The organism is uncultured Tateyamaria sp. (genome assembly GCF_947497045.1).
Classification (GTDB): domain Bacteria; phylum Pseudomonadota; class Alphaproteobacteria; order Rhodobacterales; family Rhodobacteraceae; genus Tateyamaria.
In genome coordinates this window covers 83,009-106,928 of record NZ_CANMEU010000004.1, presented here as the reverse complement: position 1 = coordinate 106,928, position 23,920 = coordinate 83,009, and the positions used below count along the sequence as shown (strand labels likewise).

General features: G+C 60.7%; 27 protein-coding genes. 14 read left to right on the top strand and 13 right to left on the bottom strand.

Annotation, left to right across the window (positions count from 1 at the left end; genetic code table 11):
• The first annotated feature begins 196 nt into the window (after positions 1–196).
• The 6 genes from proS (at position 197) to Q0859_RS09980 (ending at position 5,735) form a co-directional block, all read left to right on the top strand.
• Positions 197–1,534 (top strand): proline--tRNA ligase, encoded by a 1,338-nt coding sequence (gene proS, locus Q0859_RS10005; RefSeq protein WP_299150499.1) that lies wholly within the window; start codon positions 197–199, stop codon positions 1,532–1,534.
• 13 nt (positions 1,535–1,547) lie between these two features.
• On the top strand, positions 1,548–2,054 hold the full coding sequence (locus Q0859_RS10000; protein WP_299150497.1) for a DUF2937 family protein: 507 nt from the start codon (positions 1,548–1,550) through the stop codon (positions 2,052–2,054).
• A gap of 53 nt (positions 2,055–2,107) precedes the next feature.
• On the top strand, positions 2,108–3,394 hold the full coding sequence (locus Q0859_RS09995) for a lipoprotein-releasing ABC transporter permease subunit (protein WP_299150495.1): 1,287 nt from the start codon (positions 2,108–2,110) through the stop codon (positions 3,392–3,394).
• A complete protein-coding gene (locus tag Q0859_RS09990; protein WP_299150492.1) occupies positions 3,387–4,076 on the top strand; it encodes an ABC transporter ATP-binding protein in 690 nt (229 codons plus the stop codon). Before Q0859_RS09995 ends, Q0859_RS09990 begins: the two co-directional genes overlap by 8 nt.
• Positions 4,077–4,316: 240 nt before the next feature.
• Positions 4,317–4,457, top strand: coding sequence for a hypothetical protein (locus Q0859_RS09985; RefSeq protein ID WP_299150489.1), 141 nt, complete (start codon positions 4,317–4,319; stop codon positions 4,455–4,457).
• Positions 4,458–4,748: 291 nt separating this feature from the next.
• On the top strand, positions 4,749–5,735 hold the full coding sequence (locus Q0859_RS09980) for an Ldh family oxidoreductase (RefSeq protein WP_299150488.1): 987 nt from the start codon (positions 4,749–4,751) through the stop codon (positions 5,733–5,735).
• Between the two features lie 4 nt (positions 5,736–5,739).
• Here Q0859_RS09980 and Q0859_RS09975 read toward each other — a convergent pair whose 3' ends face one another.
• The 7 genes from Q0859_RS09975 to Q0859_RS09945 all read right to left on the bottom strand — a co-directional run bounded on the left by Q0859_RS09975 (position 5,740) and on the right by Q0859_RS09945 (position 13,761).
• Positions 5,740–6,174 (bottom strand): DMT family transporter, encoded by a 435-nt coding sequence (locus tag Q0859_RS09975; protein ID WP_299150486.1) that lies wholly within the window; start codon positions 6,172–6,174, stop codon positions 5,740–5,742.
• Between the two features lie 48 nt (positions 6,175–6,222).
• The gene (locus Q0859_RS09970) at positions 6,223–6,903 is read right to left on the bottom strand and encodes a hypothetical protein (protein ID WP_299150484.1); all 681 of its coding nucleotides are present in this window, start codon (positions 6,901–6,903) and stop codon (positions 6,223–6,225) included.
• A 52-nt stretch (positions 6,904–6,955) separates the two neighbouring features.
• Entirely contained in the window at positions 6,956–7,366 is a 411-nt protein-coding gene (locus Q0859_RS09965; RefSeq protein WP_299150481.1) for a PaaI family thioesterase, read from the bottom strand.
• Between the two features lie 1,476 nt (positions 7,367–8,842).
• On the bottom strand, positions 8,843–10,798 hold the full coding sequence (locus Q0859_RS09960; protein WP_299150478.1) for a DNA topoisomerase IV subunit B: 1,956 nt from the start codon (positions 10,796–10,798) through the stop codon (positions 8,843–8,845).
• An 80-nt stretch (positions 10,799–10,878) separates the two neighbouring features.
• Positions 10,879–11,541: a hypothetical protein gene (locus Q0859_RS09955; RefSeq protein WP_299150475.1), complete on the bottom strand. Its 663-nt coding sequence runs from the start codon at positions 11,539–11,541 to the stop codon at positions 10,879–10,881.
• A 67-nt stretch (positions 11,542–11,608) separates the two neighbouring features.
• Complete coding sequence (locus tag Q0859_RS09950) at positions 11,609–12,472, bottom strand: alpha/beta fold hydrolase (RefSeq protein ID WP_299150474.1); 864 nt, start codon at positions 12,470–12,472, stop codon at positions 11,609–11,611.
• Positions 12,472–13,761, bottom strand: a complete 1,290-nt coding sequence (locus tag Q0859_RS09945; RefSeq protein ID WP_299150472.1) for a dienelactone hydrolase — start codon at positions 13,759–13,761, stop codon at positions 12,472–12,474. Before Q0859_RS09945 ends, Q0859_RS09950 begins: the two co-directional genes overlap by 1 nt.
• 196 nt (positions 13,762–13,957) lie before the next feature.
• Between Q0859_RS09945 and Q0859_RS09940 the strand changes: the two genes are divergently transcribed.
• The 3 genes from Q0859_RS09940 (at position 13,958) to Q0859_RS09930 (ending at position 16,944) form a co-directional block, all read left to right on the top strand.
• On the top strand, positions 13,958–14,593 hold the full coding sequence (locus tag Q0859_RS09940; RefSeq protein WP_299150469.1) for a DUF1007 family protein: 636 nt from the start codon (positions 13,958–13,960) through the stop codon (positions 14,591–14,593).
• Positions 14,581–15,471: a hypothetical protein gene (locus Q0859_RS09935; protein ID WP_299150466.1), complete on the top strand. Its 891-nt coding sequence runs from the start codon at positions 14,581–14,583 to the stop codon at positions 15,469–15,471. The genes Q0859_RS09940 and Q0859_RS09935 overlap by 13 nt, the downstream gene beginning before the upstream one ends.
• A gap of 84 nt (positions 15,472–15,555) precedes the next feature.
• Entirely contained in the window at positions 15,556–16,944 is a 1,389-nt protein-coding gene (locus Q0859_RS09930; protein ID WP_299150464.1) for an MATE family efflux transporter, read from the top strand.
• A gap of 40 nt (positions 16,945–16,984) precedes the next feature.
• Here the strand turns inward: Q0859_RS09930 and Q0859_RS09925 are convergent, their stop codons facing one another.
• Both Q0859_RS09925 and Q0859_RS09920 read right to left on the bottom strand, forming a co-directional pair.
• On the bottom strand, positions 16,985–17,395 hold the full coding sequence (locus Q0859_RS09925; protein ID WP_299150461.1) for a hypothetical protein: 411 nt from the start codon (positions 17,393–17,395) through the stop codon (positions 16,985–16,987).
• 11 nt (positions 17,396–17,406) lie between these two features.
• Complete coding sequence (locus tag Q0859_RS09920) at positions 17,407–18,609, bottom strand: pyridoxal phosphate-dependent aminotransferase (protein WP_299150459.1); 1,203 nt, start codon at positions 18,607–18,609, stop codon at positions 17,407–17,409.
• Positions 18,610–18,720: 111 nt separating this feature from the next.
• Between Q0859_RS09920 and Q0859_RS09915 the strand changes: the two genes are divergently transcribed.
• The 3 genes from Q0859_RS09915 (at position 18,721) to Q0859_RS09905 (ending at position 19,982) form a co-directional block, all read left to right on the top strand.
• On the top strand, positions 18,721–19,122 hold the full coding sequence (locus Q0859_RS09915) for a helix-turn-helix domain-containing protein (RefSeq protein ID WP_299150457.1): 402 nt from the start codon (positions 18,721–18,723) through the stop codon (positions 19,120–19,122).
• Positions 19,123–19,156: 34 nt separating this feature from the next.
• Positions 19,157–19,375 (top strand): succinate dehydrogenase assembly factor 2, encoded by a 219-nt coding sequence (locus tag Q0859_RS09910; RefSeq protein ID WP_299151452.1) that lies wholly within the window; start codon positions 19,157–19,159, stop codon positions 19,373–19,375.
• Positions 19,376–19,460: 85 nt separating this feature from the next.
• Positions 19,461–19,982 carry a winged helix DNA-binding protein gene (locus Q0859_RS09905; protein WP_299150455.1) on the top strand — a complete coding sequence of 174 codons (522 nt, stop codon included), beginning with the start codon at positions 19,461–19,463 and terminating at the stop codon, positions 19,980–19,982.
• Here the strand turns inward: Q0859_RS09905 and Q0859_RS09900 are convergent.
• Genes Q0859_RS09900 through Q0859_RS09890 form a run of 3 tightly spaced genes read right to left on the bottom strand, consistent with a single transcriptional unit; the run spans position 19,979 to position 21,815 of the window.
• Positions 19,979–20,695 (bottom strand): DUF1194 domain-containing protein, encoded by a 717-nt coding sequence (locus Q0859_RS09900; protein ID WP_299150452.1) that lies wholly within the window; start codon positions 20,693–20,695, stop codon positions 19,979–19,981. The genes Q0859_RS09905 and Q0859_RS09900 overlap by 4 nt on opposite strands.
• Complete coding sequence (locus Q0859_RS09895; RefSeq protein WP_299151449.1) at positions 20,692–21,393, bottom strand: DUF1194 domain-containing protein; 702 nt, start codon at positions 21,391–21,393, stop codon at positions 20,692–20,694. The genes Q0859_RS09900 and Q0859_RS09895 overlap by 4 nt, the downstream gene beginning before the upstream one ends.
• Positions 21,387–21,815 (bottom strand): VOC family protein, encoded by a 429-nt coding sequence (locus Q0859_RS09890; protein WP_299150450.1) that lies wholly within the window; start codon positions 21,813–21,815, stop codon positions 21,387–21,389. The genes Q0859_RS09895 and Q0859_RS09890 overlap by 7 nt, the downstream gene beginning before the upstream one ends.
• Positions 21,816–22,131: 316 nt before the next feature.
• Here Q0859_RS09890 and thyX point away from each other — a divergent pair, with 316 nt between their 5' ends.
• Both thyX and Q0859_RS09880 read left to right on the top strand, forming a co-directional pair.
• Positions 22,132–23,037 carry an FAD-dependent thymidylate synthase gene (gene thyX, locus Q0859_RS09885; protein ID WP_299150448.1) on the top strand — a complete coding sequence of 302 codons (906 nt, stop codon included), beginning with the start codon at positions 22,132–22,134 and terminating at the stop codon, positions 23,035–23,037.
• Between the two features lie 174 nt (positions 23,038–23,211).
• The gene (locus Q0859_RS09880; protein ID WP_299150445.1) at positions 23,212–23,508 is read left to right on the top strand and encodes a hypothetical protein; all 297 of its coding nucleotides are present in this window, start codon (positions 23,212–23,214) and stop codon (positions 23,506–23,508) included.
• A 43-nt stretch (positions 23,509–23,551) separates the two neighbouring features.
• Here the strand turns inward: Q0859_RS09880 and Q0859_RS09875 are convergent, their stop codons facing one another.
• A complete protein-coding gene (locus Q0859_RS09875) occupies positions 23,552–23,758 on the bottom strand; it encodes a cold-shock protein (RefSeq protein WP_299150442.1) in 207 nt (68 codons plus the stop codon).
• Positions 23,759–23,920 lie beyond the last annotated feature (162 nt).

Genomic DNA, 23,920 nt, shown 5'->3' with positions numbered 1-23,920 from the left:
TTTTGTCCCGCGCTGCAAGTCCCCTGCGCGGTCGGGCGTGACCTTGCGGGGCACTGACGCGCACGCTTTTGGTTTGGGGCTTCGCCCCGTCGCTGCCGCGTCTCCGCCTGGATTCATTTGGAACGGGGACAGGGCCGTTGCCCATGCCCGTGCTTTGTCCTAATCAGGGGCTCAAACCTGTTTGGGAGTGCATCACTTGCGATTGAGCCGTTATTTTCTGCCCGTTTTGAAGGAAAACCCAAGCGAGGCGCAGATTGTCAGCCATCGCCTGATGCTGCGTGCGGGCATGATCAAGCAATCGAGTGCGGGGATCTATTCCTGGCTGCCTTTGGGTTTCAAAGTGCTGCGCAAGGTCGAGAATATCGTGCACGAAGAGCAACAGCGCGCAGGCCATATGCCCATGTTGATGCCCACGATCCAGTCCGCCGACCTTTGGCGCGAGAGTGGGCGTTATGACGCTTACGGTGCCGAGATGCTGCGGTTCAAGGATCGCCATGACCGCGACATGCTGTTCACCCCCACAGCCGAAGAGTTGATCACAGATATCTTCCGCGCCCATGTCGGCAGTTACAAGGATCTGCCCCTGACCATGTACCAGATCCAGTGGAAGTTCCGCGACGAGATCCGCCCCCGTTTCGGCGTGATGCGCGGCCGCGAGTTTTTTATGAAGGACGGCTATAATTTCGACCTGACCAAGGAGGATGCGCTGCACGCCTATAACCGCCATCTGGTCAGTTATCTGCGCACCTACGAGCGCATGGGTTTGCAAGCCATCCCGATGCGCGCGGATTCCGGCCCCATTGGTGGCGATGACACCCACGAGTTCCTCGTTTTGGCCGAAACGGGCGAGAGCGAGGTGTTTTATGACAGTGCCGTCACCGATCTGACCTTTGGGGATCGCGAGATCGACTATGATGATCACGCCCAATGTGCAGGTGTGATGGAGGAGTTCACGAACCTCTATGCCCGGACGGACGAAACCCATGATGAGGCGTTGTTCAACGCCATCCCCGAAGAACGTCGCCGCGTGGCGCGCGGCATCGAGGTTGGGCAGATCTTCTATTTCGGTACCAAGTATTCCGACGCTTTGAACGCCGTTGTGCAGGGCCCCGATGGCAAGCAGGTGCCGGTCCATATGGGCAGTCACGGGATTGGTGTGTCCCGCCTGCTTGGTGCCATCATCGAAGCCAGCCATGACGACAAGGGCATCATCTGGCCCGAGGGCGTGACCCCCTATCATTGCGGGATCGTGAACCTCAAACAGGGGGATGCGGAGGCAGATGGCGCGTGCGATGCGCTTTATCAAAGCCTCACCGCCCTTGGTCTTGAACCGCTTTATGATGATCGCAATGAGCGGGCGGGCGGTAAATTCGCCACTATGGACCTGATTGGTTTGCCATGGCGCATTACGGTGGGGCCGCGCGGGCTGAAGAACGGCGTGGTCGAGTTGACCTCGCGCCGTACGGGGCAAAGCGAAGAGTTGCCCCCCGAAGAGGCCGTGAAGCGCGTGGCCGGGATTTACGCCGCCCTATGATGGGGCGCGCGCAATGATATTGCGTGTTTTGGCCCTGATCGGTGGTCTGTTGGGCGGGGCCTCCGCCTCGCAATTCCCTGAGTTTTCGCAGCAATATACGCAGCGTCTGGGTGGGGCGGTGGACGCCCTGGCCGAAGTTGTGAAAGATTTTGATGCCTCTGCCACTGCGGCGGGGCTCAGCCGGGCCGAGGCACTGGCGCAGATGCAAGGCACGCCGTTTCTGGAACGGCGGCAGGCGGATATGACCCGCACCTTCCAGCGGTATGACCAGTTGCGCGCCGATTTGAAGGTGCTGACGGATGCGGGGCCCTTCATGCGGGCCTATTACGGGGCGCGGATGACGGACGGGGATGTGGCGCGGGCCGCGATGCAGGCCTATCAACCGGCGCTGCCCCTGAATTTCGCGGGTGCGGTCTTTGCACTGACGGGGTTTTTCGCAGGTCTGATCGGGGTGTCGATCCTGTTGCGCCTGCTGGCGTGGCCCTTTTCCCGCCGATCCCGACCCCCTCGCAGGGCTTGACGCCGACCGCAGGTGCCGCCACTTGTGGCCAAAACCCCGAGCAGGAACCGAGAATGGCCAGCCAAACCACCCCATTTGCCCCGTTTGAATGGATGATCGCGTGGCGCTATCTGCGCGCGCGCCGGGCCGAGGGCGGTGTCAGCACGATGACGTGGATCAGCCTGATTGGGATCACGCTGGCGGTTTTTGCGCTGATTGCGACGTTGGCCGTGCGCTCGGGCTTTCGTGCGGAGTTTGTCGATACGATCCTTGGGGCCAACGCCCACGTGACCGTCTACCAGATCGGCGAAGTGACCGAAACAGGGCGCATTGATCGCACCATCGCGGATTACGAGGCGCGTGCCGCCGCGCTGCGCGATGTACCGGGCGTCACGCGGTCCGCCCCGCTGGTGCGCGGTCAGGTCATGGCAAACCTGCGCTCCAGCAATGCGGGTGTGCAGGTCTTTGGAATGAGCGCGCAGGACCTCGCCGGATTGCCCAGGATCGCTGATCCCGAGACATCTCAGGGTGACATTGCAAGGTTCGAGCAGGGGGTGGCCATCGGGTCGGGCGTGGCGCGCGAACTGGGCGCGCAGGTGGGGGACCGGATCAAGCTGATCTCGCCGAACGGGGTGCGCACCGCCTTTGGCACCAGCCCGCGCATCAACGCCTATGAGGTCACCTATATCTTTTCCGCGGGCCGCTACGACATCGACCGGGTGCGGGTCTATCTGCCGCTGGCCGAGGCGCAGTCGTTCTTTAACCGCGAAGGTGTGGTGGACGAGATCGAGGTCATGGTGGAAGAGCCCGAAGAGGTCGCCCGCTACCTCGACGATATCCTGATGGTGGCCGGAGAGCGGGCGCAGGTCTGGACCTGGCGTGACGCTTCGGGCGGGTTCCTGCGCGCGCTTGAGGTGGAGGACAATGTGATGTTCATTATCCTGTCGATCCTCGTACTGATCGCGGCGATGAATATCGTGTCGGGCCTGATCATGCTGGTCAAGAACAAGGGCCGCGACATTGGAATCCTGCGCACCATGGGTCTGACCGAAGGGTCGATCCTGCGGGTCTTTTTCATCTGCGGCGCGTTCACGGGTATCATTGGTACGGCGATGGGAGTGATCCTTGGTTGCCTGTTTGCCATATATATCGATCCGCTGTTTTCCTTTGTGAACTACGTGATGGGGGGCGGGGTGTGGGACCCGTCCATTCGCGGCATCTATGCGCTGCCTGCTGAGTTGCACTTGGATGATGTGCTGAGTGCGGTGGCGCTGTCCCTGGGGTTGTCGTTCGTGGTGACCATCTTTCCGGCGCGGCGTGCGGCCCGGATGAACCCGGTCGAGGCGTTGCGCTATGAGTGATCCGGTTCTGGCGCTGAGCGACATCACCAAGACTTACAACAAGGGCGCGCCCAATGCGGTGGATGTGCTGCGCGGGATCACGCTGGACGTGACCGCGGGCGAGGTCGTGGCGCTGGTGGCACCCTCGGGGGCGGGCAAATCCACGTTGCTGCACATCGCAGGGCTGCTGGACACGCCGGACACTGGCACAGTGGCACTGTCGGGTCAGAACCTGACCGGGCAGTCAGATCGGCGGCGCACCTTGGCGCGGCGTGCGGATGTTGGGTTTATTTACCAATTCCACCACCTGCTGCCCGAGTTCTCTGCGCTGGAAAACATCGTCTTGCCGCAGCTGAGTGCAGGTGTGTCCAAAACGGATGCCGAGGCCCGAGCCACGGCCCTGCTCGACCAGGTCGGGGTTGCCCATCGCGCCGATCATCGCCCGGCAGAGCTGTCGGGGGGCGAACAACAGCGGGTCGCGTTCTGCCGCGCATTGGCCAATGCGCCCAAGTTGCTGCTGGCGGATGAGCCAACGGGCAACCTTGATCCAACCACGTCCGATCAGGTGTTTGGCGCGCTTATGACCTTGGTGCGTGACACGGGGCTGTCGGCGCTGATTGCGACCCACAACCTTGAACTCGCAAATCGGATGGACCGGATCGTGCGCCTTGATGCGGGGCGACTCAGCACGGGCCCCGCCTGATTTTTCGCGTTCTGAAAACACGGGGTTTTAGGGGTGCGGTTCGCTTGCGCGCATGTGTCGTGTTAAAGCGCCGTGGCAAGTCCTGCCGCCAAAGATTTGTTATACCTGTACTTTTGATGTGACTGCGGGTTCGCCACAATTGCTGATAAGGCGGATCCTTCGGATGATCCCGAGCAAGACGCAACGGATGCATATCCACCCGAACGTGAAGCGCCTGACACCGAGCCGCCAACCCCGGACATGCCAATTATCTGTGTAGCCCCGACCGGCGGCGAAGAAAACGAGATGCCGATTGGCACTGCGCTGAAGGATAAGCGGAGTGGCCTTGGCGGTGCGGATACGCAGGTGGGCCATGCAGGGGCGGAGACGTTCGTGTTGTAACAGGATGTGGGCGACACCGTTACCAGAGGTGATTTTCATCCGACCCTTGATGCGTTGCTGGTGGGGGGATGATCCCGGCACCGTCACGATGATCGGCCAGGAACTGCTCGCAGTCGATGTGCCGATCACGCGTGACATGGGGGCGTGACCGAGTTGTGAGGTCGGGCAAAGGCATCCGACCCGGCCTGACATAGGGATAGAGCGCCCGGAACGTCCAGCGCGGCTTGACGGGTGCGCATCGTTTTGCTCTGACTGTGGGCCGCGGCCATCGCCGCCAGGGATGAGCAGAGCATGACACATATCACTTCGGCAGAGATTGAACGGACCGTGCAGGCCGCTTTGATGGGGCACGGGGCCGGGGCCTTTGCCGCGGCCGAGGTGGCGCGTGCCGTGGCGTGCGCCGAAGCCGTGGGCAACCGCATCTGCGGCCTCTATTACCTCGAAAGTTACTGCCAACAGCTTGAGACGGGGCGGGTGCAGGGTGATGTGGTCCCTGTCGTGACCGCACCCCGCCCGGCAACGGTTCACGTGGATGCGCTGATGGGCTTTGCCCAACCGGCCTTTGCCTACGGGCTGGCTCCGGCCCTTGATGCGGCGCGCCAGTTCGGGGTGGCCACGCTGGCGGTGGGGCATGCGCATACCTGCACGTCCTTGGGCTATTTCACGGAACAGATTGCACGGGCAGGCATGATCGGGTTGGGGATGACCAACGCCTCGCCCATTGTGGCCCCGCCGGGGGGCAAGACCCGCATGATCGGGACCAATCCCATCGCCTTTTCCGTGCCTGACGGAGAGGGTGGCCTTGCCATGCAGTTCGATCAATCCACAACGACCGTGGCCTTGGGCAAGATCACGATGGCCAAGGCGGCGGGCCAGCCCATCCCCCTTGGGTGGGCACTGGACAAGGATGGCGCGCCCACAACCGATCCCGAGGCGGCACTGGCCGGATCGTTGGTGTCAATGGGGGGCTATAAGGGCTGGGGCTTTGGGCTGATGGCTGAATTGTTGACCGCAGGGCTGACAGGTGGTGTGCTGAGCTGCGATGTCAAACCGCTCAAAGCGCCCGAAGGGCCGCCCCATGATCTGGGCCAGTTCTATATCCTGATCGACCCAAGCACGTCCGGTGTGTTCACAGACCGGCTTGCGCAGTTGACGGAGATGGTCGGCGAGGACGAAGGCGCACGCCTGCCCGGTCAGAACCGGGTCCTGGCTGATCCGATCGAGGTTGATCCTGCCGCATGGGCACAGGCGCAGGCATTGGCAGCCAGGAACGCCTGAGGCGCTAGGTCTGCTGCGTCAGCCAGACCCCGGCGGCCATCATCGCGATACCTGCGACCCGCGCGGTGCCAAGAGCGGCTGCCTGCGCGCCGAACAGCCCGAAATGATCAATGGCGGCGGCACTGATCAACTGCCCGAGCAGCACAAAGAACACCGCATTGCCGATCCCGAAATGGGGCGCGATATAGGTGATCGACAACACGTAAAACGCGATCAGGAGGCCCGCCAGAAACAGGTGTCTGGGGGCCTCTGCCAGCCGCGCGAGACCCTGCGCCCCGGTGGCCGCAAACACGATGCCCGATGTGGCCAGCGCCACCAGAAAAAGCACGGTTGCGGCGGCCGCAGGGCTGCCAAGGCGCACGCCAAGGGCCGCGTTCAACGCCGCCAGGATCGGAATGCCGATCCCGGCCAGCAGCATGATCATCGCATAATGCGCCATCGTTCCCCTTTCTTCGCTTTGGCGGACGACACGTCCGCCTTACGACCTCTATCCGCAGATGCCGTCCAGTTCGACCCCGTCCCAGGGCAGGCGTACGTCTTGCTGGCGCGATTGGGGCAGGGGGGCGACGGGCATGGCCCTCGCGATCAGGGCGTGCAGCCGTTTGGTCCGTGGTGCCTGCGGGGCCAGTGCGCGGCAGCAGACGAACTCTTCGACGATGGAGCCTTGCTGCTCGAAGCCGAAATCGCCAAATACCCGGTCGTCCGCGATATCAAAGAGGTAGGGATCCGCCCCGATCTGATGTTCGCGCGCGGCCTTGAGGGGGGAGTATCCGGTGGTTGCCCGGTTCTGCCACTGCCACACATGGGTCAGTTCGTGGGCAAGCAACATCGCAGCGATCAGATTGATCTCGTCCGGGTAGTCGGGCACGTAGTCGTCCAGATACCAGTCCTCGTCGAACAGCACCGTGCGCCACAAGGCGACCGCGGCGGGCTTGGCCGTGACGATCTCGGTTGTGGGCGGGGGTAGGATCAACTCGCGGCAGGTCGTGCGGGGGCGGGCCTTGCGCCGAAAGGTAACAGCGCGTGTGGGGGCACCGTCCACGATCCGCACCTTGTCCACATCCAGCGCGTCGCCGTGGATGGTTGCCGAGAAGGCCCGCTCGGTCTCGGTCAGGGGGCGGCCACAGCTGGCCAGCAATGTGAGGATCAGAAACGCACGCAAAAACATGGCCCCAGTAGGGGGCAGATCGGGGCGGGGATCAAGCCGCGAATGCGTGTTTCTAGTCGGGCACTGCAAAGGTGGCCGTGGCCAGCGCCACCGCCTTGCCCATTGGCAGGGCGCTGAGGGTGCAGCGCGCAAAGATCAACGCACGGCCCGCGCGCGTGATCTCGGCCTCGGCCAGGATCGTGTCGCCCGTCGCAGGGCGCAGGAACTGGGTGTCGAGCGTGACGGTCGCCACCGGGGCCAACCGCCCCAGATGCACCGCCGTGGCCAGGACCATCGCCGTATCCGCCATCGCGGTGAGCGCCTGACCCGACACGATCCCGCCCACCCGGGCGATATCGGGCGTAATCGGCATATCCAGCGTGACCCCATCGGGCCCTGCATCATGCACTGTCGGAGCCAGCGCGAGGACCCACGGCGCAAAGTTGTCATCAAGAAAGTGTTGTATATCAGGGACGTCCATCATGGAGGCACCATGACGACAAGCAGCGGCGCTGACAAGATGTCGCGACCCCGTGAACAGAGGTGAAGACACAGGGGTTTATGTGTCAGAGCGCCACGCCCACCTGTTCTACATGATCGCGGGATGGCCCTTGCGCCATACCCTGCAGGCCCCCACTCACGGAACCATGGCCTGTCTGGTGACAAATAGAAGGATGAAAGAAGCAATCGAGCCGAGCGTGTTTGGATGTGCGCCCATGATGAGCCTGCGGGCCGTGGTGGGCGGTATGGCCCAAGGCTCGGGCAAAGGTTTCGCGCTGCTGGTATCTGGACGTCCCGGCAGGCGAAAACAGCGGCGGCGGAGGTTCGTTCCGGGTCCCCCAATCTGAATTGGACCTCCGCCGCCATACTGTTGCCTTTGGATTGCCCCGCTTTGGTAAACGATTGTTAACCTTGATGGTGGCATATGACGATGGAGAGAGGCCGACAGATGGCCTTTGTGTTTTGGTAGTGAGTACGGGCGGGGGCGAGAGCCTCCGTTTTTTTGTTATTTGGTCGACCTTTCATAGAACGCGCAGTGCGATGGAGACAGACGGAATATCTCTAGAGGCAATTCCCTCGATGCTTCGATAGAGCCTTGCGTAACTGGGATGGGGCGATGCCATGGAACAGTGGGACTGCCGTACTGAGGTCCAGGCATTCAGTAGCTATCGGCAGGCTGCTTACTCTTTATCCAACCATCTTCTGAATTTTTCATCATCGCTGGCATGTGGCTCTAGATCGTGGAGAAATCCCCACCGTATGGACCTGGTGTTCTTACGCATCGGGATAGGTATATGGAAAAATAACATATTTAATAGAGCAGAGATAGCCATGAGGAGACCAAGATACGCCGCAGTTGCTTCATACCAAGTAACACTGGGAGTCGCTGACAAGTCCAGTAGTTGGATGCCTGTATAGAAACCGATAGCTATCAAAGGTATCAAAAAGCAACCTATTCCAAATAGAAGGAGAAATGATAATATCTGTGGAATAGGCAAAACTGGCTTAAAGAAACGACCCTGATACGCTGGTACGCCGAGGCCGCCCTCTTGATCGTGTACCATTACGTCAAACGCGTTAATCGAAAAACCGTGTAAAAGCATTTTTCCACTCAATTCTGCCTTTATTTGGAAGGCTATTGTCAAATGATTGAAGGAAAAGGAACAAAGTAGAAGCGCGAATGCAAGTATGGAGAGGAAATAAACAGCAGGAGTCGAAACGGAAAAGTTTAAAATCGTAAACTCGACATCTGTACCTGACCGCAACGAAGATGCAACAAGGTAGCTTAGCCCGACATTACCGAGAAGTTTACCGAAGGCTACTATGGCTTTATTCTGTATCTTCGTGAAAAGGTGGGATTTACTAAGCTAACTTTGATCATCTTGTGGTAAAAGTCGCAGAGTAGTGATCAATTCGTGTGCTTTAAGCCTGCGCAACGAAATCCACCAAACAGATCTAGTCAAACATCCAACTCCTCCACAAACCGCGCGTTCTCCTGGATGTACTGAAACCGCATCTCCGGTTTCTTACCCATCAGCCGCTCGACCAGATCACCCGTCTCGCCTGGTTCGTCCTCATCAATAGACACCCGGATCAGCTTGCGGGTGGCGGGGTTCATGGTGGTGTCTTTCAGGTCCTTCGCGTCCATCTCGCCCAGACCCTTGAAGCGTGACACGTCGATGCGCCCCTTGCCGCCCAAACCGGTCTCCATCAGCGCGTTCTTTTCGGCCTCGTCGATGCAATAGACCCGCCGCGCGCCTTGTGTCAGGCGGAACAGGGGCGGGCAGGCCAGATAGAGGTGCCCGGCGTCAATCATGGGCCGCATCTGCGTGAAAAAGAACGTCATCAGCAGTGCCGCGATATGTGCGCCGTCCACGTCCGCGTCGGTCATTATGATGACCTTATCGTAGCGCAGGTCATCGACGTTGAATTTCGCCCCCAGACCAACGCCAAGCGCCTGGGTCAGATCGGAAATCTCGGCGTTCGAGCCGAGTTTCGAGGACGCGGCCCCAAGCACGTTCAGGATCTTGCCGCGCAGGGGCAGCAGGGCTTGGGTTTTGCGGTCGCGTGCCATCTTGGCCGACCCGCCCGCGCTGTCGCCCTCGACGATGAACAATTCGGTCCCTTCGCGAGTCTTGGACGAACAATCGGTCAGCTTGCCGGGCAGGCGCAGCTTTTGCGTGGCCGTCTTGCGCGAGGTTTCCTTTTCCTGACGCCGCCGCAGCCGTTCCTCGGCCCGCAGCACCAGAAAATCGAGGATGGCCCCGGCGGATTTCGTGTCCGCCGCCAGCCAGTTGTCAAAGTGGTCGCGCACCGAGTTCTCGACCATGCGTTGGGCATCGACCGTGGCCAGCCGATCCTTGGTCTGGCCGACAAATTCGGGCTCGCGGATAAAGCAGGACACCAGCGCGCCCGCGCCCGTTGTCAGGTCTTCGCGCGTGATCGTGCCCGCCTTCTTGTTGTTCACCAACTCGCCGTAAGCCTTGATCCCCTTGAGGATTGCGGCCCAGAACCCGGCCTCGTGCGTGCCGCCCTCGGGCGTGGGCACGGTGTTGCAATAGGACTGGATGAAGCCGTCGCGCGCGGGTGTCCAGTTGATCGCCCATTCGACTTTGCCCGGCACTTTGAACTTTTCGAAACTGACCGCCCCGGCAAAGGGGGCATCGGCATAGGTGGTTGCGCCCGCCATGACTTCGCTGAGGTAATCCGCAAGGCCGCCGGGGAAGTGGAATGTCGCCTCTTGCGGGGTGTCGCCGTCGTTGATCGCCGTTTTCCAGCGGATTTCGACGCCCGAGAACAGGTAGGCTTTGGAGCGTGCCATTTTGAACAGCCGCGCCGGTTTCAGCTTGAGCGAGCCGAAAATGTCGGCATCGGGGTGAAAGGTCACAGCCGTGCCGCGTCGGTTGGGGGCCGCACCGATCTTGGCCAGCGCGCCCTGGGGCACGCCGCGCGAAAACTCCATCGCGTAAAGCTCGCGGTTGCGCGCCACCTCGACCCGCAGGTGGTCCGACAGCGCGTTCACGACCGATGATCCGACGCCATGCAGGCCGCCGGATGTTTCGTATGAATCGCCCGAGAACTTGCCGCCCGCATTCAGTGTGCAAAAGATGATTTCGAGCGCGGATTTGGACGGGTCCTTGGGGTGCGGATCGGTGGGAATACCCCGCCCATTGTCACGCACGGATACGTGCCCGTTCTCGTGCAGCTCGACCTCGATCCACGTGGCGTGCCCTGCGACCGCCTCGTCCATCGAGTTGTCGATGATCTCGGCGACCATATGGTGCAGTGCGCGGTCGTCTTTGCCCCCGATATACATGCCGGGGCGCAGGCGCACGTGCTCCATATCCTCGAGCACCTGGATCGAAGATGCGTCGTAGTCCGAAGGGCCCGGTGCCCCGCTCAACAGGTCAGTCATGGCAGCTGCTCGTTTTTGATTGGTTGGCGTGACTATGCCAGAGCAGCGGGGCCGGGGGAAGTGGCCATGGGCGTCTGTTCTTACCCCTCGGGCCAGCGTTTGCCCAACAGCCCACTGGTTTGTTGCTCGTCGATGACGCGCTGATAGTGGGGCATGCTATGATCCGGGCCGAACACCGATGTGCGGGCGCGGGCGCGGTGCACCTTGCCCATGTGGTGAAACGAGCCGGGCAGGTTGCACACGTTGTCGTCGTCCCGGTTGATGCAAAGGCACAGATGCGAGTGTTTGATCGGGCCCTTGCTGCGTCGCGGCCGGGGGGCTGCAAATCCGATCCCCGGCACGCCGTAAGTGCGTACGAGGATTTGCGTGGCTGCCGCGCCAAGCGAGTGCCCGATGATATATTTGGGCCGCAGCCGTTCGCGTTCGAGCCATGCAAAGATGACCTGGGCGTGGCGCAGGAACCCTTGATGCCAGATGGTCCCCGATGCCCCTTGTGCCGTATCCGCGTCGTTCAGCCGGTATTTTTTGCCCCCGATATTAAGGACCCGCAGGTTGAACTTGAGGTAATCGGCGACCGAATTGGAGCCGGGGATCAACAAGATGTCCCCCTTGAGGAACAGCGCCTGCACATCGTCCTCGTCCAGTTCCCGGCGCAGGGCGGTCGCGATGGATGCGTGGTTGCGCCCGTCATAGGAGGCGCGCGCCATTTGTGCGGCCAGACCGATATCGTAACTGTGTGCCATGTGAATATATCCGTTTGAAATGCGCGACCACTATGGCGCGAAACGGACGATTGGCAAAGCGAAAGCCTCAAGGGTGCCAGTCGCGCACCATTTGGGCGACCTGATCGGGATGTTGATGCAGTACCCAGTGATCTGCGCCCGGGATTGTTTTGCGAGTGAGATCGGGCGCAAACTCTTCCAGCCCTTCGGTCGAGACGGGCAGAAGTGCGGTGTCTCCATCGCCCCAGATCAACAGATGCGGGCACTGTACGCGCAGCCGGTCCAGCGGCAGAGGCGGCATGTCGGCGGGCTTTCCCGGATCGGCCACGATAAGTGGCGAGGCGCGATACCAGTTGATCATGCCGCGCAGGCCCGATTGGGTCCAAACCGCCTTTTGCCGGGCAAGCTGATCTCCTGCCAGCCATGACATGTCCATCTTGGCCGAAAACAGTTGCAACAACTTGGCATAATCGTTGGCGGCCAGCGCGTCTTCGGATCCCGGCGCGCGCAGGTAGTTGATATATTGCGAAGCTTCGGACTGTGCTCCACCCGCAGCCATCGCCCGTTGAAAGGGCACGGGGTGCACCCCGTTGGCGATAATCAGGCGATCTACAAGTTCGGGGCGGAACATCGCCAACCCGTAAGCAACCGATGCCCCCCAATCGTGCCCCATCACGGTGATCGGGCCATCAGACCCGATCAGGGCCGCCATGTCCTCGACCAGTTTCGAGGTGGCATAGGCGGCCACATTGTCCGGCGCATAGCTCGCCCCATAGCCGCGTTGGTCGGGCGCGATGCAATGAAACCGATCCGACAAGCGCATCGCCAAACCCTCCCAAGCGCCGCCATATTCGGGAAAGCCGTGCAGCATCAATAGCTTGGGAAAGTCTGGCGATCCCCATTCGCGAATGGTGAAGGTGTTGCCATCAAGAATCCGCTGCGAGACCCGCATCACTCGTCACGTTGCTTGGTTTCAAAGTGCAACCCTTTGGCGGTGCGTGGCGCAAACCCGGTCCAGTAGGTGTGGTCCTCGGTCTCCTGATCGTTGTCATCAAGGGCGACCACCCCATCGTCTGCATTCGGGACAAGATCAAAGAACGCGGCCTTGTCCGTGTCGCCCTTGAGGTGCAGATCCATGAAGGCTGTCGCAAAGTGTTGGGCGATATTGTTCATCCGCGTCGTGTCCCAGACCGCATCGCCGTAGTGATCGAAGGTGGGCGATCCTGTTGTCTCTGACACCTCCCAGCTTTCGGCGGGGGCGGGCATCGGGGCCGCGGCATTGTGGTTGGCATGATCAAAGGTCAGCAAGTGCCGCTCGGTGCCCACGGCCCCGTCGAAAATCCCGCGGATCGCGTCATAGATCGACACGTCATCCGCACCACCCGCCATCAGCATCGTGGGAACACGCAGGCCAGCCAGCCCGTCTGCGTCCCAGAAGCCCGCATTGTTGCCCCATGGCCCGATGGCGATTATGGCCTTGATGCGCGGGTCCATCAGCGCCTCGTGGGTGTCGGACATCGCGACGTGCTGTTCCAGCAGGCCCGCAGGCGTGCCCCAACTCAATTCGGTCGAGGCCTGGGTGACGCCCGCCCCGCCAAAGATCAGTGCGCCGTACCCCCCCATCGAATATCCGATTACGCCTGTGGAGGAGGCGTCGATGATCGCCCCAAGCGGTCCCTCAAGCGTGGCCATGTGCTCTACCACAAATGCCTGATCCAGCGGGCGGTTCAGCAAGGTCGACCCGAATGCGCCCTGATCGGCATAGGTGCTGTCGGTGTGGTCGATCGAGACGGTGACATAGCCCTTGGAGGCGAGGTTTTCGCCCAGATGGCTCATCAGGTAGCGGTTGCCGGGATATCCGTGACTGATCACGATCAGCGGAAATTGTGCATCTTCGGCGGGGGCTGCGTCGCGCGCGGCCCGGCCCGTCAGGGTCACTTGGGTGACGCCATCGCGCAGATTGGCCGTATATGTGCCCCCTTGGGCGGTGCCGAGCGCTGCCGGATACCAGACCTCAAGCGTCATAGGACGGTCATAGCGCGGCACGTTCTTGCCATCGACATTCAACACATCGATCGTGTCCGGTATGGTGGCGCGCAGCGTTTGCACGCCAATCGGAAACAGTCCAAAGGCCGCAAGCTCAGGCGCATCGGGCCGGATCTGGTCAATGGGGTTGGCCAGTGCGGCAGGGGCCACAAGAGACAATGTGGCAGCAACGGCGAGGGCGGATTTGCGGGTCATGTCGGAGGTCCTTTTGGTCGGCATTTTGAGATCGGGAGGACAGGCACAATGCGAGACAACAAGTTTACACGGCCACTGTGACAGAGCAGCGGGCGGGATCAAGCGGTTACGGATCATCCCTTGGGTTGCGGGCAAATTCCGCCGCTGCGTCAATCAGGGGCTTGAGCGTGGCGGGCCTGCCGCCTACATCTTGCCCATGCGCATGCTTCCCAGTTTCACCTTGGCCGCGGCCCTTGGCGCGGTGCCCGTGGTGGCCCCCGCCCATCCCCATGTCTTTGTGGACACGACCTTGCGTGTTGTGACGAATGCGGAGGGCATGCTTGAAGGGATCGAGGTCAGCTGGACCTATGATGATTTCTACTCGCTCTTGCTGTTTGCGGATCTGGGGCTCGATCAGGATGGCGACAGCCGGTTGCGCCCGGACGAGGTGCGCCGATTGGATGGGTTCGATCTGCAATGGATCGACGGGTTCGAGGGTGATGCCTACCTGTTGCGTGATGGCACGCCGATTGAACTTGGCCGCCCCGAGGGGCGCGGCACGACCGTGGCGGAGGGTCGCATCACGAGCACGCACTTTCGCCCCGTTTCGGGGCGCGCGGATGGTGTGGTGATCCGGGCCTATGATCCGACATTCTACACCGCCTACACGCTGGTCGGCCCGGTGGTGGTCGATGGCCCCTGCAAGGCGGAGGTGATCCCCGTTGACCTCGATGCGGCCTATTCGCTGGCCGAAGAGTTGCTCTATGGCGGTGATTACGATCCCGAGACCGAAGACTACCCGGCGGTGGGCGAGGCCTTTGCCGACACTGTGACCTTGTCATGCACGGGCTAAAGACCGGGGTCCTGGTGGTCGGCGCGACCCTGTCGATCTGGCTGTTTGCATTTGGCGGGATGAGTGACATTGCATCATGGGCCGCTGCGCAGCAGCGCGAAACCCAGAATGCATTGGCAGGTGGATTGCGCGCCGTCCGGGCGGGTGAGCCGGGGGCATGGATCGCATTGATGGGCCTGTGTGCCGCTTACGGGTTCTTCCATGCGGCGGGGCCCGGTCACGGCAAGCTGGTGATTGGTGGATATGGGGCTGCGGCGCGGGTGACGGCGTGGCGGCTTTCAGGTTTGGCGCTGGCGTCCTCGCTTGCGCAGGCGGTTACCGCCATCGTTCTGGTCGCACTCGGGGCGTCGGTGCTGGGATGGGGCCGGGTCGAGATGACCGAGACGACCGAACTGGTCCTTGCGCCCGCCAGTTATGCCGCCATCGCGCTGGTGGGGGTCTGGTTGTTTGTGCGCGGGCTGCGCCGTGTGGTTGCGACCAGGCCCCCGTCCCATGACATTGATGATCACGGCCACTGTCACACCTGCGGTCACGCCCACGCCCCTACACCGGATGAGGCGGCTGCCGTGAGGTCGGTGCGTGATGCGCTGGCCATTGTCGGCTCCATCGCCATTCGACCCTGCACGGGGGCGGTGTTCCTGCTGATCCTGTGTTTTGGTCTTGGCATCCCGTGGGCGGGCATTGCGGGGGCCTTTGTGATGGGGCTGGGCACGGCCAGCGTCACCGTGCTTGTCGCGGTGGCCGCTGTCGGTGCGCGTCAGTCCGTCCTTGCTGACTGGAATGGGCCGGGTGCTGCGCGGGCGATGGCGATGATCGAGGTGGTCGCTGGTGGTCTGATCGCGCTGGTTGCCACCATGCTGTTGCTGCCCCTGATCTAGCTGCGGGTGGTTCAGGGCGGCGTCCTGTCACCCTTGGACAGACAGGGGCTTTCTTTGCGCAAAAAGCAGGCGTAAGGGTGGGCCATGTCCACCCGTTTCATGCCATATCCCGCCCATGCGCGGGCCGTTCTTGTCCTTGGGCTGCCGCTGATTGGCGGGCATCTGGGGCAGGTCGCTATCGGTGTGACCGACACGGTTATGCTGGGGTGGTACGGGGTGGACGAGCTGGCCGCCCAGACCATGGCGGGGTCGTGGTTTTTTGTGCTGTATCTGATGGGGTCGGGCTTTGCCTGGGCGGTGATGCCCATGGTGGCGTCCTATCATGCCGAGGACGACGAGGTGAACCTGCGCCGTGCCACCCGCATGGGCCTGTGGCTGAGCCTTGGCTTTGCAGCACTGGCGATGCCGTTGATGATCTGGTCTGAACCGGTCCTGCTGGCCCTTGGGCAGACCGGGCAGGTGGCCCGCGACGGGGCCGCATACCTGATGATCGCCGGGTGGGGGATCATCCCGGCCCTGATCATTATGACCTTCAAAAGCTATCTGGCCGCCCTTGAGCGCACCCAGATCGTGTTGTGGATCACGCTGGTGGGGGCGGTGGCCAATGCGCTGGCCAATTACGCATTTATCTTTGGCAACTGGGGTGCACCCGAGATGGGGATCGCGGGTGCGGCTGTCGCCTCGCTCGTGACCCAAGCGGTGATGCTGGTTGGGATCGTGGGCTATGCAGTCGTGATCCTGCCCGAACATGGCATTCTCAATCGGCTGTGGCGCCCTGATTGGGATATGCTGGGCCGTGTGTTCCGCCTTGGCTGGCCCATTGGTCTGACGAACCTGAGCGAGGTGGGGCTGTTTGCCGCCTCGGCCATGATGATGGGCTGGCTCGGGACCATTCCGCTGGCGGCGCACGGGATTGCGCTGCAACTCGCCTCGATCACCTTCATGGTGCATCTGGGGCTTTCCAATGTGGCCACGATCCGGGCGGGCAATGCCTATGGGCATGGGGATCTTGCCCATATGGTGCGCGGTGCACGTATGGTGATCGCGATGAGCCTCGCGATGGCGCTGATGACCATTGTGCTGTTCGTGGTGGCACCCGAACCGCTGATTGCGCTGTTTATGAAAGATGATGAACCGGCCAAGGCCCAGATTTTGGCCATTGGTGTGGTGCTGATGGCGCTCGCCGCCCTGTTCCAGCTTGTGGACGGGGCGCAGGTGGTTGCCTTGGGCCTGCTGCGCGGGGTGCAGGACACCAAAGTGCCGATGATCATTGCGGGCCTGTCCTATTGGGGGGTGGGCATGCCTGCGTCCTATGTGCTTGGCTTTGTGCTGGGCTGGGACGGGGTTGGCGTGTGGCTGGGCCTTGTTGTGGGGCTGGCCTGCGCGGGGGTGGCCTTGATGCACCGCTTTTGGCGGGTGTCCTTGCCCCGGCTTGAGCGGAGCGTCGGGACGAACGCTGTTTCCGTCCCCTGAACGGGGCCGTAAAGACACCCCGCCCGCCGTCCCATGCGGGCTACTCTTTCGAGGCGCTTATCAGCCGGTCGGCTTTCTTGCGTACCAAAACTGAGCGCAAGTCGTGCATCGCCAACAGCAGCGCATCGGTGACGCTTTCAAGTTGCGCATCGCTGGCCTTGGACTGTGCCCATTGGGTGGTCAGATTAAGGTAATCCACCGCCCGGTGAATGTCGTCGATATCGCGGTGCGCCAGTACCTCTGAACGTTCGGCCATCCACCCCTTGATCCGGTCCAGATCCGCTTCGGACAGGGTCCGATCCCCATGCGGTTTGATCTCTCCGTTGCGGATGTTGATGACCGCGATCTGGTCCATCTCGATCCGGCGTTGTCGGTTTTCGGTGTCGACCCGAAACACCGCCGCGCCGTTTTCGCGCACGCGAAAGTAATATTCCGGAAGCTCAGCGCCCATATTGTCCCCCGTTACGTCAGACCCGCACAGAATGTCTGGATGCGGGTGCAGGCCTCTTTCAGGGCCTCGTCGGACGTAGCGTAACTGACGCGAAAGTTTGGCGATACCCCGAATGCCGCGCCAAAAACCACAGCCACACCGGTTTCCTCAAGCAGGGCCGTGGCGAACACCTCGTCATTGTCGATGGCCGTGCCTGCGGCAGAGGTCTTGCCGATCAGCCCCTTGATCGAGGGGTAGACGTAGAATGCGCCCTCGGGCACCGGGCACTCCATGCCTTCGATGGCGTTCAGCATCCCGACCACCAGATTGCGGCGGCGTACGAATATTTCGTTGTTGGGTGCAAGGAAGTCCTGCGGTCCGTTCAATGCTTCGACAGCGGCATGTTGGCTGATCGAACAGGGGTTCGAGGTCGACTGTGACTGTACCTTGCGCATCGCCTTGATCAACGCTTCGGGTCCCGCCGCGTAGCCAATCCGCCAGCCGGTCATCGCATAGGCCTTGGAGACCCCGTTGACGGTCAATGTACGCTCATATAGCCCCGGTTCGACCTGCGCGGGCGTGCAGAATTCAAAGTCATCATAGGCCAGATGTTCATACATATCATCCGTCATTACCCACACATGCGGGTGGCGCATCAACACGTCTGTCAGTGCCTTGAGTTCGCTGCGTGTGTATCCCGCACCTGTGGGGTTGGAAGGGGAGTTGAAGATCAGCCACTTGGTCTTGGGGGTGATCGCCGCTTCCAACTGATCTGCGGTCATTTTGAACGCGCTTTCGATGCCGCATTCGACGGTCACAGGTGTGCCGCCGGCTAGCAGCACCATGTCGGGGTAACTCACCCAATAGGGTGCGGGCACAATCACCTCGTCACCCGCGTTCAGGGTCGCCATCAGGGCGTTATACAGCACCTGCTTGCCACCTGTGCCCACGGTCACCTGGGCCGCAGTATAGGTCAGATCATTGTCGCGCTTGAATTTGTCGACAATCGCCTGCTTGAGCTCTGGAATACCATCAACGGCGGTATACTTTGTTTTTCCCAGGGCGATGGCAACGACGGCCGCATCCTTGATGTTCTGTGGCGTGTCGAAATCCGGCTCGCCCGCGCCAAGGCCGATTACATCGCGACCTGCGGCCTTCAGCTCGGCGGCCTTTGTGGTGACAGCGATGGTCGGGGACGGTTTGACGCGGTCGAGTGTCGCGGAAAGGAATGTCATTTTGGCCTCGGGGCGTTAGAAGGGTCGCGACCCTCATAGGGGGCCAAATCGCGCCGATCAAGCGCTGGTCACCCTTATTGGAACACGGGAAACGGAGATTTGGGCATGGGCATGGACGATACGCAAGACTGGTACAGCGCCGAGGCGGCAACCTTTGGGGATCGGGTGTCAGGGGCACGCGAGCAGGCGGGCATGACCCAAAAACAACTGGCCAAACGCCTGGGCGTGCGGGTTGCGACCCTGCGCGCATGGGAAGACGATCTGAGCGAGCCACGTGCCAACCGGCTGTCGATCATGGCCGGTTTGCTCAACGTGTCGATGATGTGGCTGATCAATGGTGAGGGCGAGGGTCTGGATGGCCCGGCCGAAGCTGAACCGCTCAGCAACGAGTTGCGCGATATTCTGACCGAACTGCGGGATCTGCGTGCAGATCTGTTGGCCCGCGCCGAACAGGTGGGACGCCTTGAAAAACGTCTGCGTTCGGCCGGGGTGGTGGGCAGTGCCCGTGACTGAAGAACTGCATGAACACCGGCTCAAGCGGCTGCACATGCGCTCGATGCGGCGCGGGATCAAGGAGATGGACTTGATCCTGACCGAATATGCGGCGCGCAACCTGAAGGACATGGACGATGCGGCGCTGCACACCTATGACGCGATGCTGAACGAGAATGATCAGGATCTTTACCGTTGGGTGACAGGTCAGGAAGCTGCCCCCGACGAGTTTTCTGATTTGATTTCAGATATTTCCAAGACGTTCCAAAGCTAAGTGCTGCGCTCAATTCACGCTTAACTGAATATTTCCGAATCACCGTCATCTTCTGGTCCCGAGCAGTCCAAGTCGGAGAAGGCGGATGAGCATTCAGGACCCGATCAGCCAGATGTCTGGCATGGTCGACACACCAAAGAAAGACGCCGGTTTTATGATCGGCTACCTTGAGGCGCTGTCGCTTGTCGAACGCCTTCATCGGCTGTTGCTGGATGTGATCAAGGATGAATTCGAACGCGTTGGCGTGCTGGAAATCAACGCGGTGCAAGCGCTGTTGCTGTTCAATATTGGCGATAACGAGGTTACCGCGGGCGAATTGAAAAGCCGTGGGTACTATCAAGGCTCCAATGTCAGCTACAATCTGAAAAAGCTGGTCGAGATGGGGTATATGCACCATCAGCGATGCGAGATTGATCGTCGGTCGGTACGTGTGAAGTTGACTGAGAAGGGGCGGCATATCCGCGATGTGGTGGCGGAGTTGTTCGAGCGCCACGCCGAAGGGCTGCAATCGAAGGGCGTGCTTGGTCCTGAAGGTATCATCGACATCACCGCCTCCCTCAAACGGATGGAACGGTATTGGACGGACCAGATCCGCTACATCTACTAAGGGGTCACCTGGCCAAGGATAATCGTTTCCAGCTCTCGTTCGAGTTTGCGTGCCATGGCGAGGCCGTAGTCCTCAAACCCAAGAGCGGTCTCGACAAAGCTGTCAGAGCCGACGATCACATTGGACTGGAAATAGGCCGACAGTCCGGAAATTTCCGCTTGGCGCGTGTCCCCCAAGGATGGCGCGTCTACCCCGATCACAAGCGCATTGATTGTGATGCCAGTGGGTTCGATCTCGGGTTTCACATCAACCGGGCGTGGGCCAAGGTTGGATTTTCCGTCTCCTGACAAATCAAGGGTGCGTTTCCAGCACTCGGGGCGCTCATTCAGATGCGCAACGCCTTCACGCATTGCCAGACCAAGGGCTGTGCCAGGTGTCGCCTGCCGTCGTTCGGTGGCCCTCAAGGCCCCGATTATCGTATTCAACGCAGGTTCATTCACCACCGCCGTCCATGGCAGAATGACCGTCGGATCCTCCGGGCCGCTCCACTCATAGACAAGCAACTCAACGGGCGTGTCGGGCATGATCAACAGGGCCTGGCGCACTCTGGCGCTGTCCAGAGCGGCTGCCAGCCCATCCATCTGCAATCTGTATTCACGCGCATCAACCGACCCTGACACATCCAGCCCCAAGGCAAGCGCTTGGCGGCATGCCGCATCCGCAACTCCCGCGCTCAGGCACAAGGCGACGACAGGGATCAGACGGGCCCTCACCCTTTGATCCGGGCGGTTGGCAGTGTGCCGATCACGGGCGGGGTCAGTTCCCGCTCCAACTTGCGGCGCATCGCACGCTCATAATCCTCAAACCCCTGCGCCACTTCCAGAAACGCGCCTGGTCCCCAGAGCACTTCGCGCTTGTAGAACTCGATCAGCATGGTTTCCGAGGTAAATTCAGCCGCATTCACCACCAGCCCGTTCACGGTGATGTCGCGAAAGGCAAACTCCCGATAAGCCAGCTGTGGGCCAAAGCCTTCGTTGTTCTGACCGTCTCCGGCCATGTCGATGGTCTGGTAGAGACAGGACGGTGCCCGTTCGAGCATCTGCGCGCCAAAGCCCAACGCATAGCCCATGGCCGTCGGAAATTCGTTGTGCGACCGGGTGCTGGCTGCGATCTGTTCAGCGGCTGTCACCAAGGCCGCCTCGCTGTCGATCACGACCCAGTCCAGCACCACCTCCTGATTGTAGCGACCGGACCATTCGTAGACGCCCAAGGCGACGGGCGAGTCGTTCGCAAAGAAAGCGGCCTGCACCTCGGGGGCGATCAGCGCAGCCACCAAGCCGCCGCGCTGCAATTGATCTTCGGCAGCATCCACTGACGACGACACGTCCAGCGCAAGCAAAAGCGCCAAACGACAGGCCGTCGCTGGTGATGCCGCAACACATGCGGCCAAAATGGCCGCCGCCCTTACCAATGGCCTGTGTTTTCCATGCTGGCCCAAGGCTCGGCCGGTGCAAGGCTGTCGCCGTCCTGCAACAACTCGATCGAGATATTGTCGGGCGAGCGGACAAAGGCCATGTGCCCGTCGCGGGGCGGGCGATTGATGGTGACGCCATTGTCCATCAGCGTCTGGCATACTTCATAGATATTATCGACACTGTAGGCGAGGTGCCCGAAATGGCGGCTGTCAGAGGGCAATCCCTCATCGCCGTCCCAGTTATAGGTCAGCTCAACCGGGCATTCAGGCTGATCCGGCGGTGCCATGAAAATCAGGCTAAACCGCCCGCCTTCGTGATCCATGCGCCGCGTTTCCTCAAGCCCAAGCAGCTTGAAAAAAGCTATCGTTGCGTCAAGGTCTTTGACACGCACCATCGTGTGTAAGTATTTGAGGGGCATTGATATTCCTTTGATGTTAACGACTGTGCGCTGGGTGGATCCCGATCCCGACTTGCGCAAACCGGCCCGAGAAAGAGGTAAGATCCGGCGCATACTTGCCCCAACCTTAAGGTCAAATACGCGACTGTCAAAACCCACGACGCCAACGCGGCATCAAAACACAGATTTGTCATTGCTGGTGGGGTGGGATGCCCTGATCCGGAGCATACACCGACCAAAAAACCGCTCGGTTCATCCGCATATGGTGGTTCCCGTATGCTGATCCACCATATAAGGTGGAGACCTGAGAGATTCTGTGGATAAAAGGACGCGCCCAATGCCGCTTAGCCCTGAACAGCTTGCCGAAATCGACGCGTTGCGCGCACATCCCCAACCGACATTGCGCGCGACCGTGCCCGGAATGGAGGCGCATCTGTACAAGGCGCAGCCCGTTCTGGACCACGGCTTTGTCCGCGTCATTGATTATATGGGTGATGATTCCGCAATCTGCCAGGCGGCGCGTGTGTCCTATGGCAAGGGCACGAAATCCGTCCAGAACGACGAAGGATTGATCCGCTACCTGATGCGCCATTGGCACTCGACCCCGTTCGAGATGTGCGAGATCAAGCTTCATGTGAAACTGCCGGTGTTTGTGGCGCGCCAATGGATCAGGCACCGTACCGCGAACGTGAATGAATACTCGGCGCGCTATTCCATTCTGGATCGCGAATTCTATATCCCCGAACCGGATGCGCTGGCGGCGCAATCTGTGATTAACAATCAGGGGCGCGGCGAGACACTGCAAGGGGCCGAAGCGGCCCGTGTTCTTGAGATATTGAAGTCCGACAGCAACCGCGCCTATGACCATTACGAGGCGATGATTTTGGACGAGGGCCAGTTGGGCCTTGCACGGGAATTGGCGCGCATGAACCTGCCCGCCAACATCTACACGCAGTGGTATTGGAAGGTGGACCTGCACAACCTGTTCCACTTTTTGCGACTGCGCGCGGACGCCCACGCGCAATATGAAATCCGCGTCTACGCTGATGCGATTTGCGAGATGATCAAGGACTGGGTGCCTGCCGCCTATGCCGCATTCGAGGATTACCGCATGACCGGGGCGCAACTGTCCGGTAAAGGCGTGGAGTGTCTGCGCCGTATGCTGAAAGGCGAAAAGGTCACCCAAGAGACGTCGGGGATGAGCAAGGGTGAGTGGCGCGAATTTATGAGTGTGATTGACTGACGGCGTCGCAAGGCGCGGGGGCATTCACTGTTTCCGATGCCGATCTAAACAGCGCAATGCGCCCCCAAATGGTTCCAAGTCGCCAGTTTTATGCAAATTTTCTGGACTTGTGCGCGCCTCAAAGGCAGGGTGCCCCCATAGATATCGTGGTGAGTTGATAAAACGAGGGAAGATATGCGTTTCACACAGGTGGTCACAGCCGCAGCCGTCTTGACCGTGATGGGCACAGTGTCTGCGCTGGCCCAGCAAACGGCAGGGCCAAAAATTTACGCCTACCATAGCAGCCACAACTTTTGCCCCGCTGGATTGCAGCCGGTGACAATGGACGGCACGATTTGTTGCGGCAAACCCAATCAGGGCATCAGCTACCAGCAGGCCTTGGCGCATCCGATTGCCAAAAAGCGCCACGTGCACCGCGCGCGCAAACAGTCAAGCTGCCCTGTGGGCACCAAGGGCTGCACCTTCGACTAAGCTCGGGCGGTGCAGGGCATCTGCCCTGCGCCACTTGCCGCGCTCAAAGCAGTTTCAGATCGCCAGCCATCTGACGCCCGTCGCGCCCTTCCAGCATCTCAAAATCGACCTTTTGGTTGTCCGCGAGTCCGGTCAGACCGGATTTCTCGACGGCTGAAATATGTACAAAAACGTCCTTCCCACCCTCATCCGGTGCGATAAATCCGTAGCCTTTTGTGGTGTTGAACCACTTCACGGTGCCAGTTGGCATGGTCCGTGCCTCCTTTTGCCTTGTCGTGCTGCCCCCGTTGTCTGCGCGGGCCGTGTGACACCCAAGTTGACGTAGGGGCCACACTGTAAAACATTGCCTGTTTACACGGAAATTCAAGGTTTAGGGGGTGCAATCGCGACGGCCTGCCGCATAATTAAACGT

Excerpts from the sequence above, each read along its gene's own strand:
- Q0859_RS10000 (WP_299150497.1), top strand. The coding sequence starts at position 1,548 with ATGATATTGCGTGTTTTGGCCCTGATCGGTGGTCTGTTGGGCGGGGCC.
- Q0859_RS09995 (WP_299150495.1), top strand. The coding sequence starts at position 2,108 with ATGGCCAGCCAAACCACCCCATTTGCCCCGTTTGAATGGATGATCGCG.
- Q0859_RS09990 (WP_299150492.1), top strand. The coding sequence starts at position 3,387 with ATGAGTGATCCGGTTCTGGCGCTGAGCGACATCACCAAGACTTACAAC.
- Q0859_RS09985 (WP_299150489.1), top strand. The coding sequence starts at position 4,317 with ATGCCAATTATCTGTGTAGCCCCGACCGGCGGCGAAGAAAACGAGATG.
- Q0859_RS09980 (WP_299150488.1), top strand. The coding sequence starts at position 4,749 with ATGACACATATCACTTCGGCAGAGATTGAACGGACCGTGCAGGCCGCT.
- Q0859_RS09975 (WP_299150486.1), bottom strand. The coding sequence starts at position 6,174 with ATGGCGCATTATGCGATGATCATGCTGCTGGCCGGGATCGGCATTCCG.
- Q0859_RS09970 (WP_299150484.1), bottom strand. The coding sequence starts at position 6,903 with ATGTTTTTGCGTGCGTTTCTGATCCTCACATTGCTGGCCAGCTGTGGC.
- Q0859_RS09965 (WP_299150481.1), bottom strand. The coding sequence starts at position 7,366 with ATGATGGACGTCCCTGATATACAACACTTTCTTGATGACAACTTTGCG.
- Q0859_RS09960 (WP_299150478.1), bottom strand. The coding sequence starts at position 10,798 with ATGACTGACCTGTTGAGCGGGGCACCGGGCCCTTCGGACTACGACGCA.
- Q0859_RS09955 (WP_299150475.1), bottom strand. The coding sequence starts at position 11,541 with ATGGCACACAGTTACGATATCGGTCTGGCCGCACAAATGGCGCGCGCC.
- Q0859_RS09950 (WP_299150474.1), bottom strand. The coding sequence starts at position 12,472 with ATGCGGGTCTCGCAGCGGATTCTTGATGGCAACACCTTCACCATTCGC.
- Q0859_RS09945 (WP_299150472.1), bottom strand. The coding sequence starts at position 13,761 with ATGACCCGCAAATCCGCCCTCGCCGTTGCTGCCACATTGTCTCTTGTG.
- Q0859_RS09940 (WP_299150469.1), top strand. The coding sequence starts at position 13,958 with ATGCGCATGCTTCCCAGTTTCACCTTGGCCGCGGCCCTTGGCGCGGTG.
- Q0859_RS09935 (WP_299150466.1), top strand. The coding sequence starts at position 14,581 with ATGCACGGGCTAAAGACCGGGGTCCTGGTGGTCGGCGCGACCCTGTCG.
- Q0859_RS09930 (WP_299150464.1), top strand. The coding sequence starts at position 15,556 with ATGTCCACCCGTTTCATGCCATATCCCGCCCATGCGCGGGCCGTTCTT.
- Q0859_RS09925 (WP_299150461.1), bottom strand. The coding sequence starts at position 17,395 with ATGGGCGCTGAGCTTCCGGAATATTACTTTCGCGTGCGCGAAAACGGC.
- Q0859_RS09920 (WP_299150459.1), bottom strand. The coding sequence starts at position 18,609 with ATGACATTCCTTTCCGCGACACTCGACCGCGTCAAACCGTCCCCGACC.
- Q0859_RS09915 (WP_299150457.1), top strand. The coding sequence starts at position 18,721 with ATGGACGATACGCAAGACTGGTACAGCGCCGAGGCGGCAACCTTTGGG.
- Q0859_RS09910 (WP_299151452.1), top strand. The coding sequence starts at position 19,157 with ATGCGCTCGATGCGGCGCGGGATCAAGGAGATGGACTTGATCCTGACC.
- Q0859_RS09905 (WP_299150455.1), top strand. The coding sequence starts at position 19,461 with ATGAGCATTCAGGACCCGATCAGCCAGATGTCTGGCATGGTCGACACA.
- Q0859_RS09890 (WP_299150450.1), bottom strand. The coding sequence starts at position 21,815 with ATGCCCCTCAAATACTTACACACGATGGTGCGTGTCAAAGACCTTGAC.
- thyX (WP_299150448.1), top strand. The coding sequence starts at position 22,132 with ATGCCGCTTAGCCCTGAACAGCTTGCCGAAATCGACGCGTTGCGCGCA.
- Q0859_RS09880 (WP_299150445.1), top strand. The coding sequence starts at position 23,212 with ATGCGTTTCACACAGGTGGTCACAGCCGCAGCCGTCTTGACCGTGATG.
- Q0859_RS09875 (WP_299150442.1), bottom strand. The coding sequence starts at position 23,758 with ATGCCAACTGGCACCGTGAAGTGGTTCAACACCACAAAAGGCTACGGA.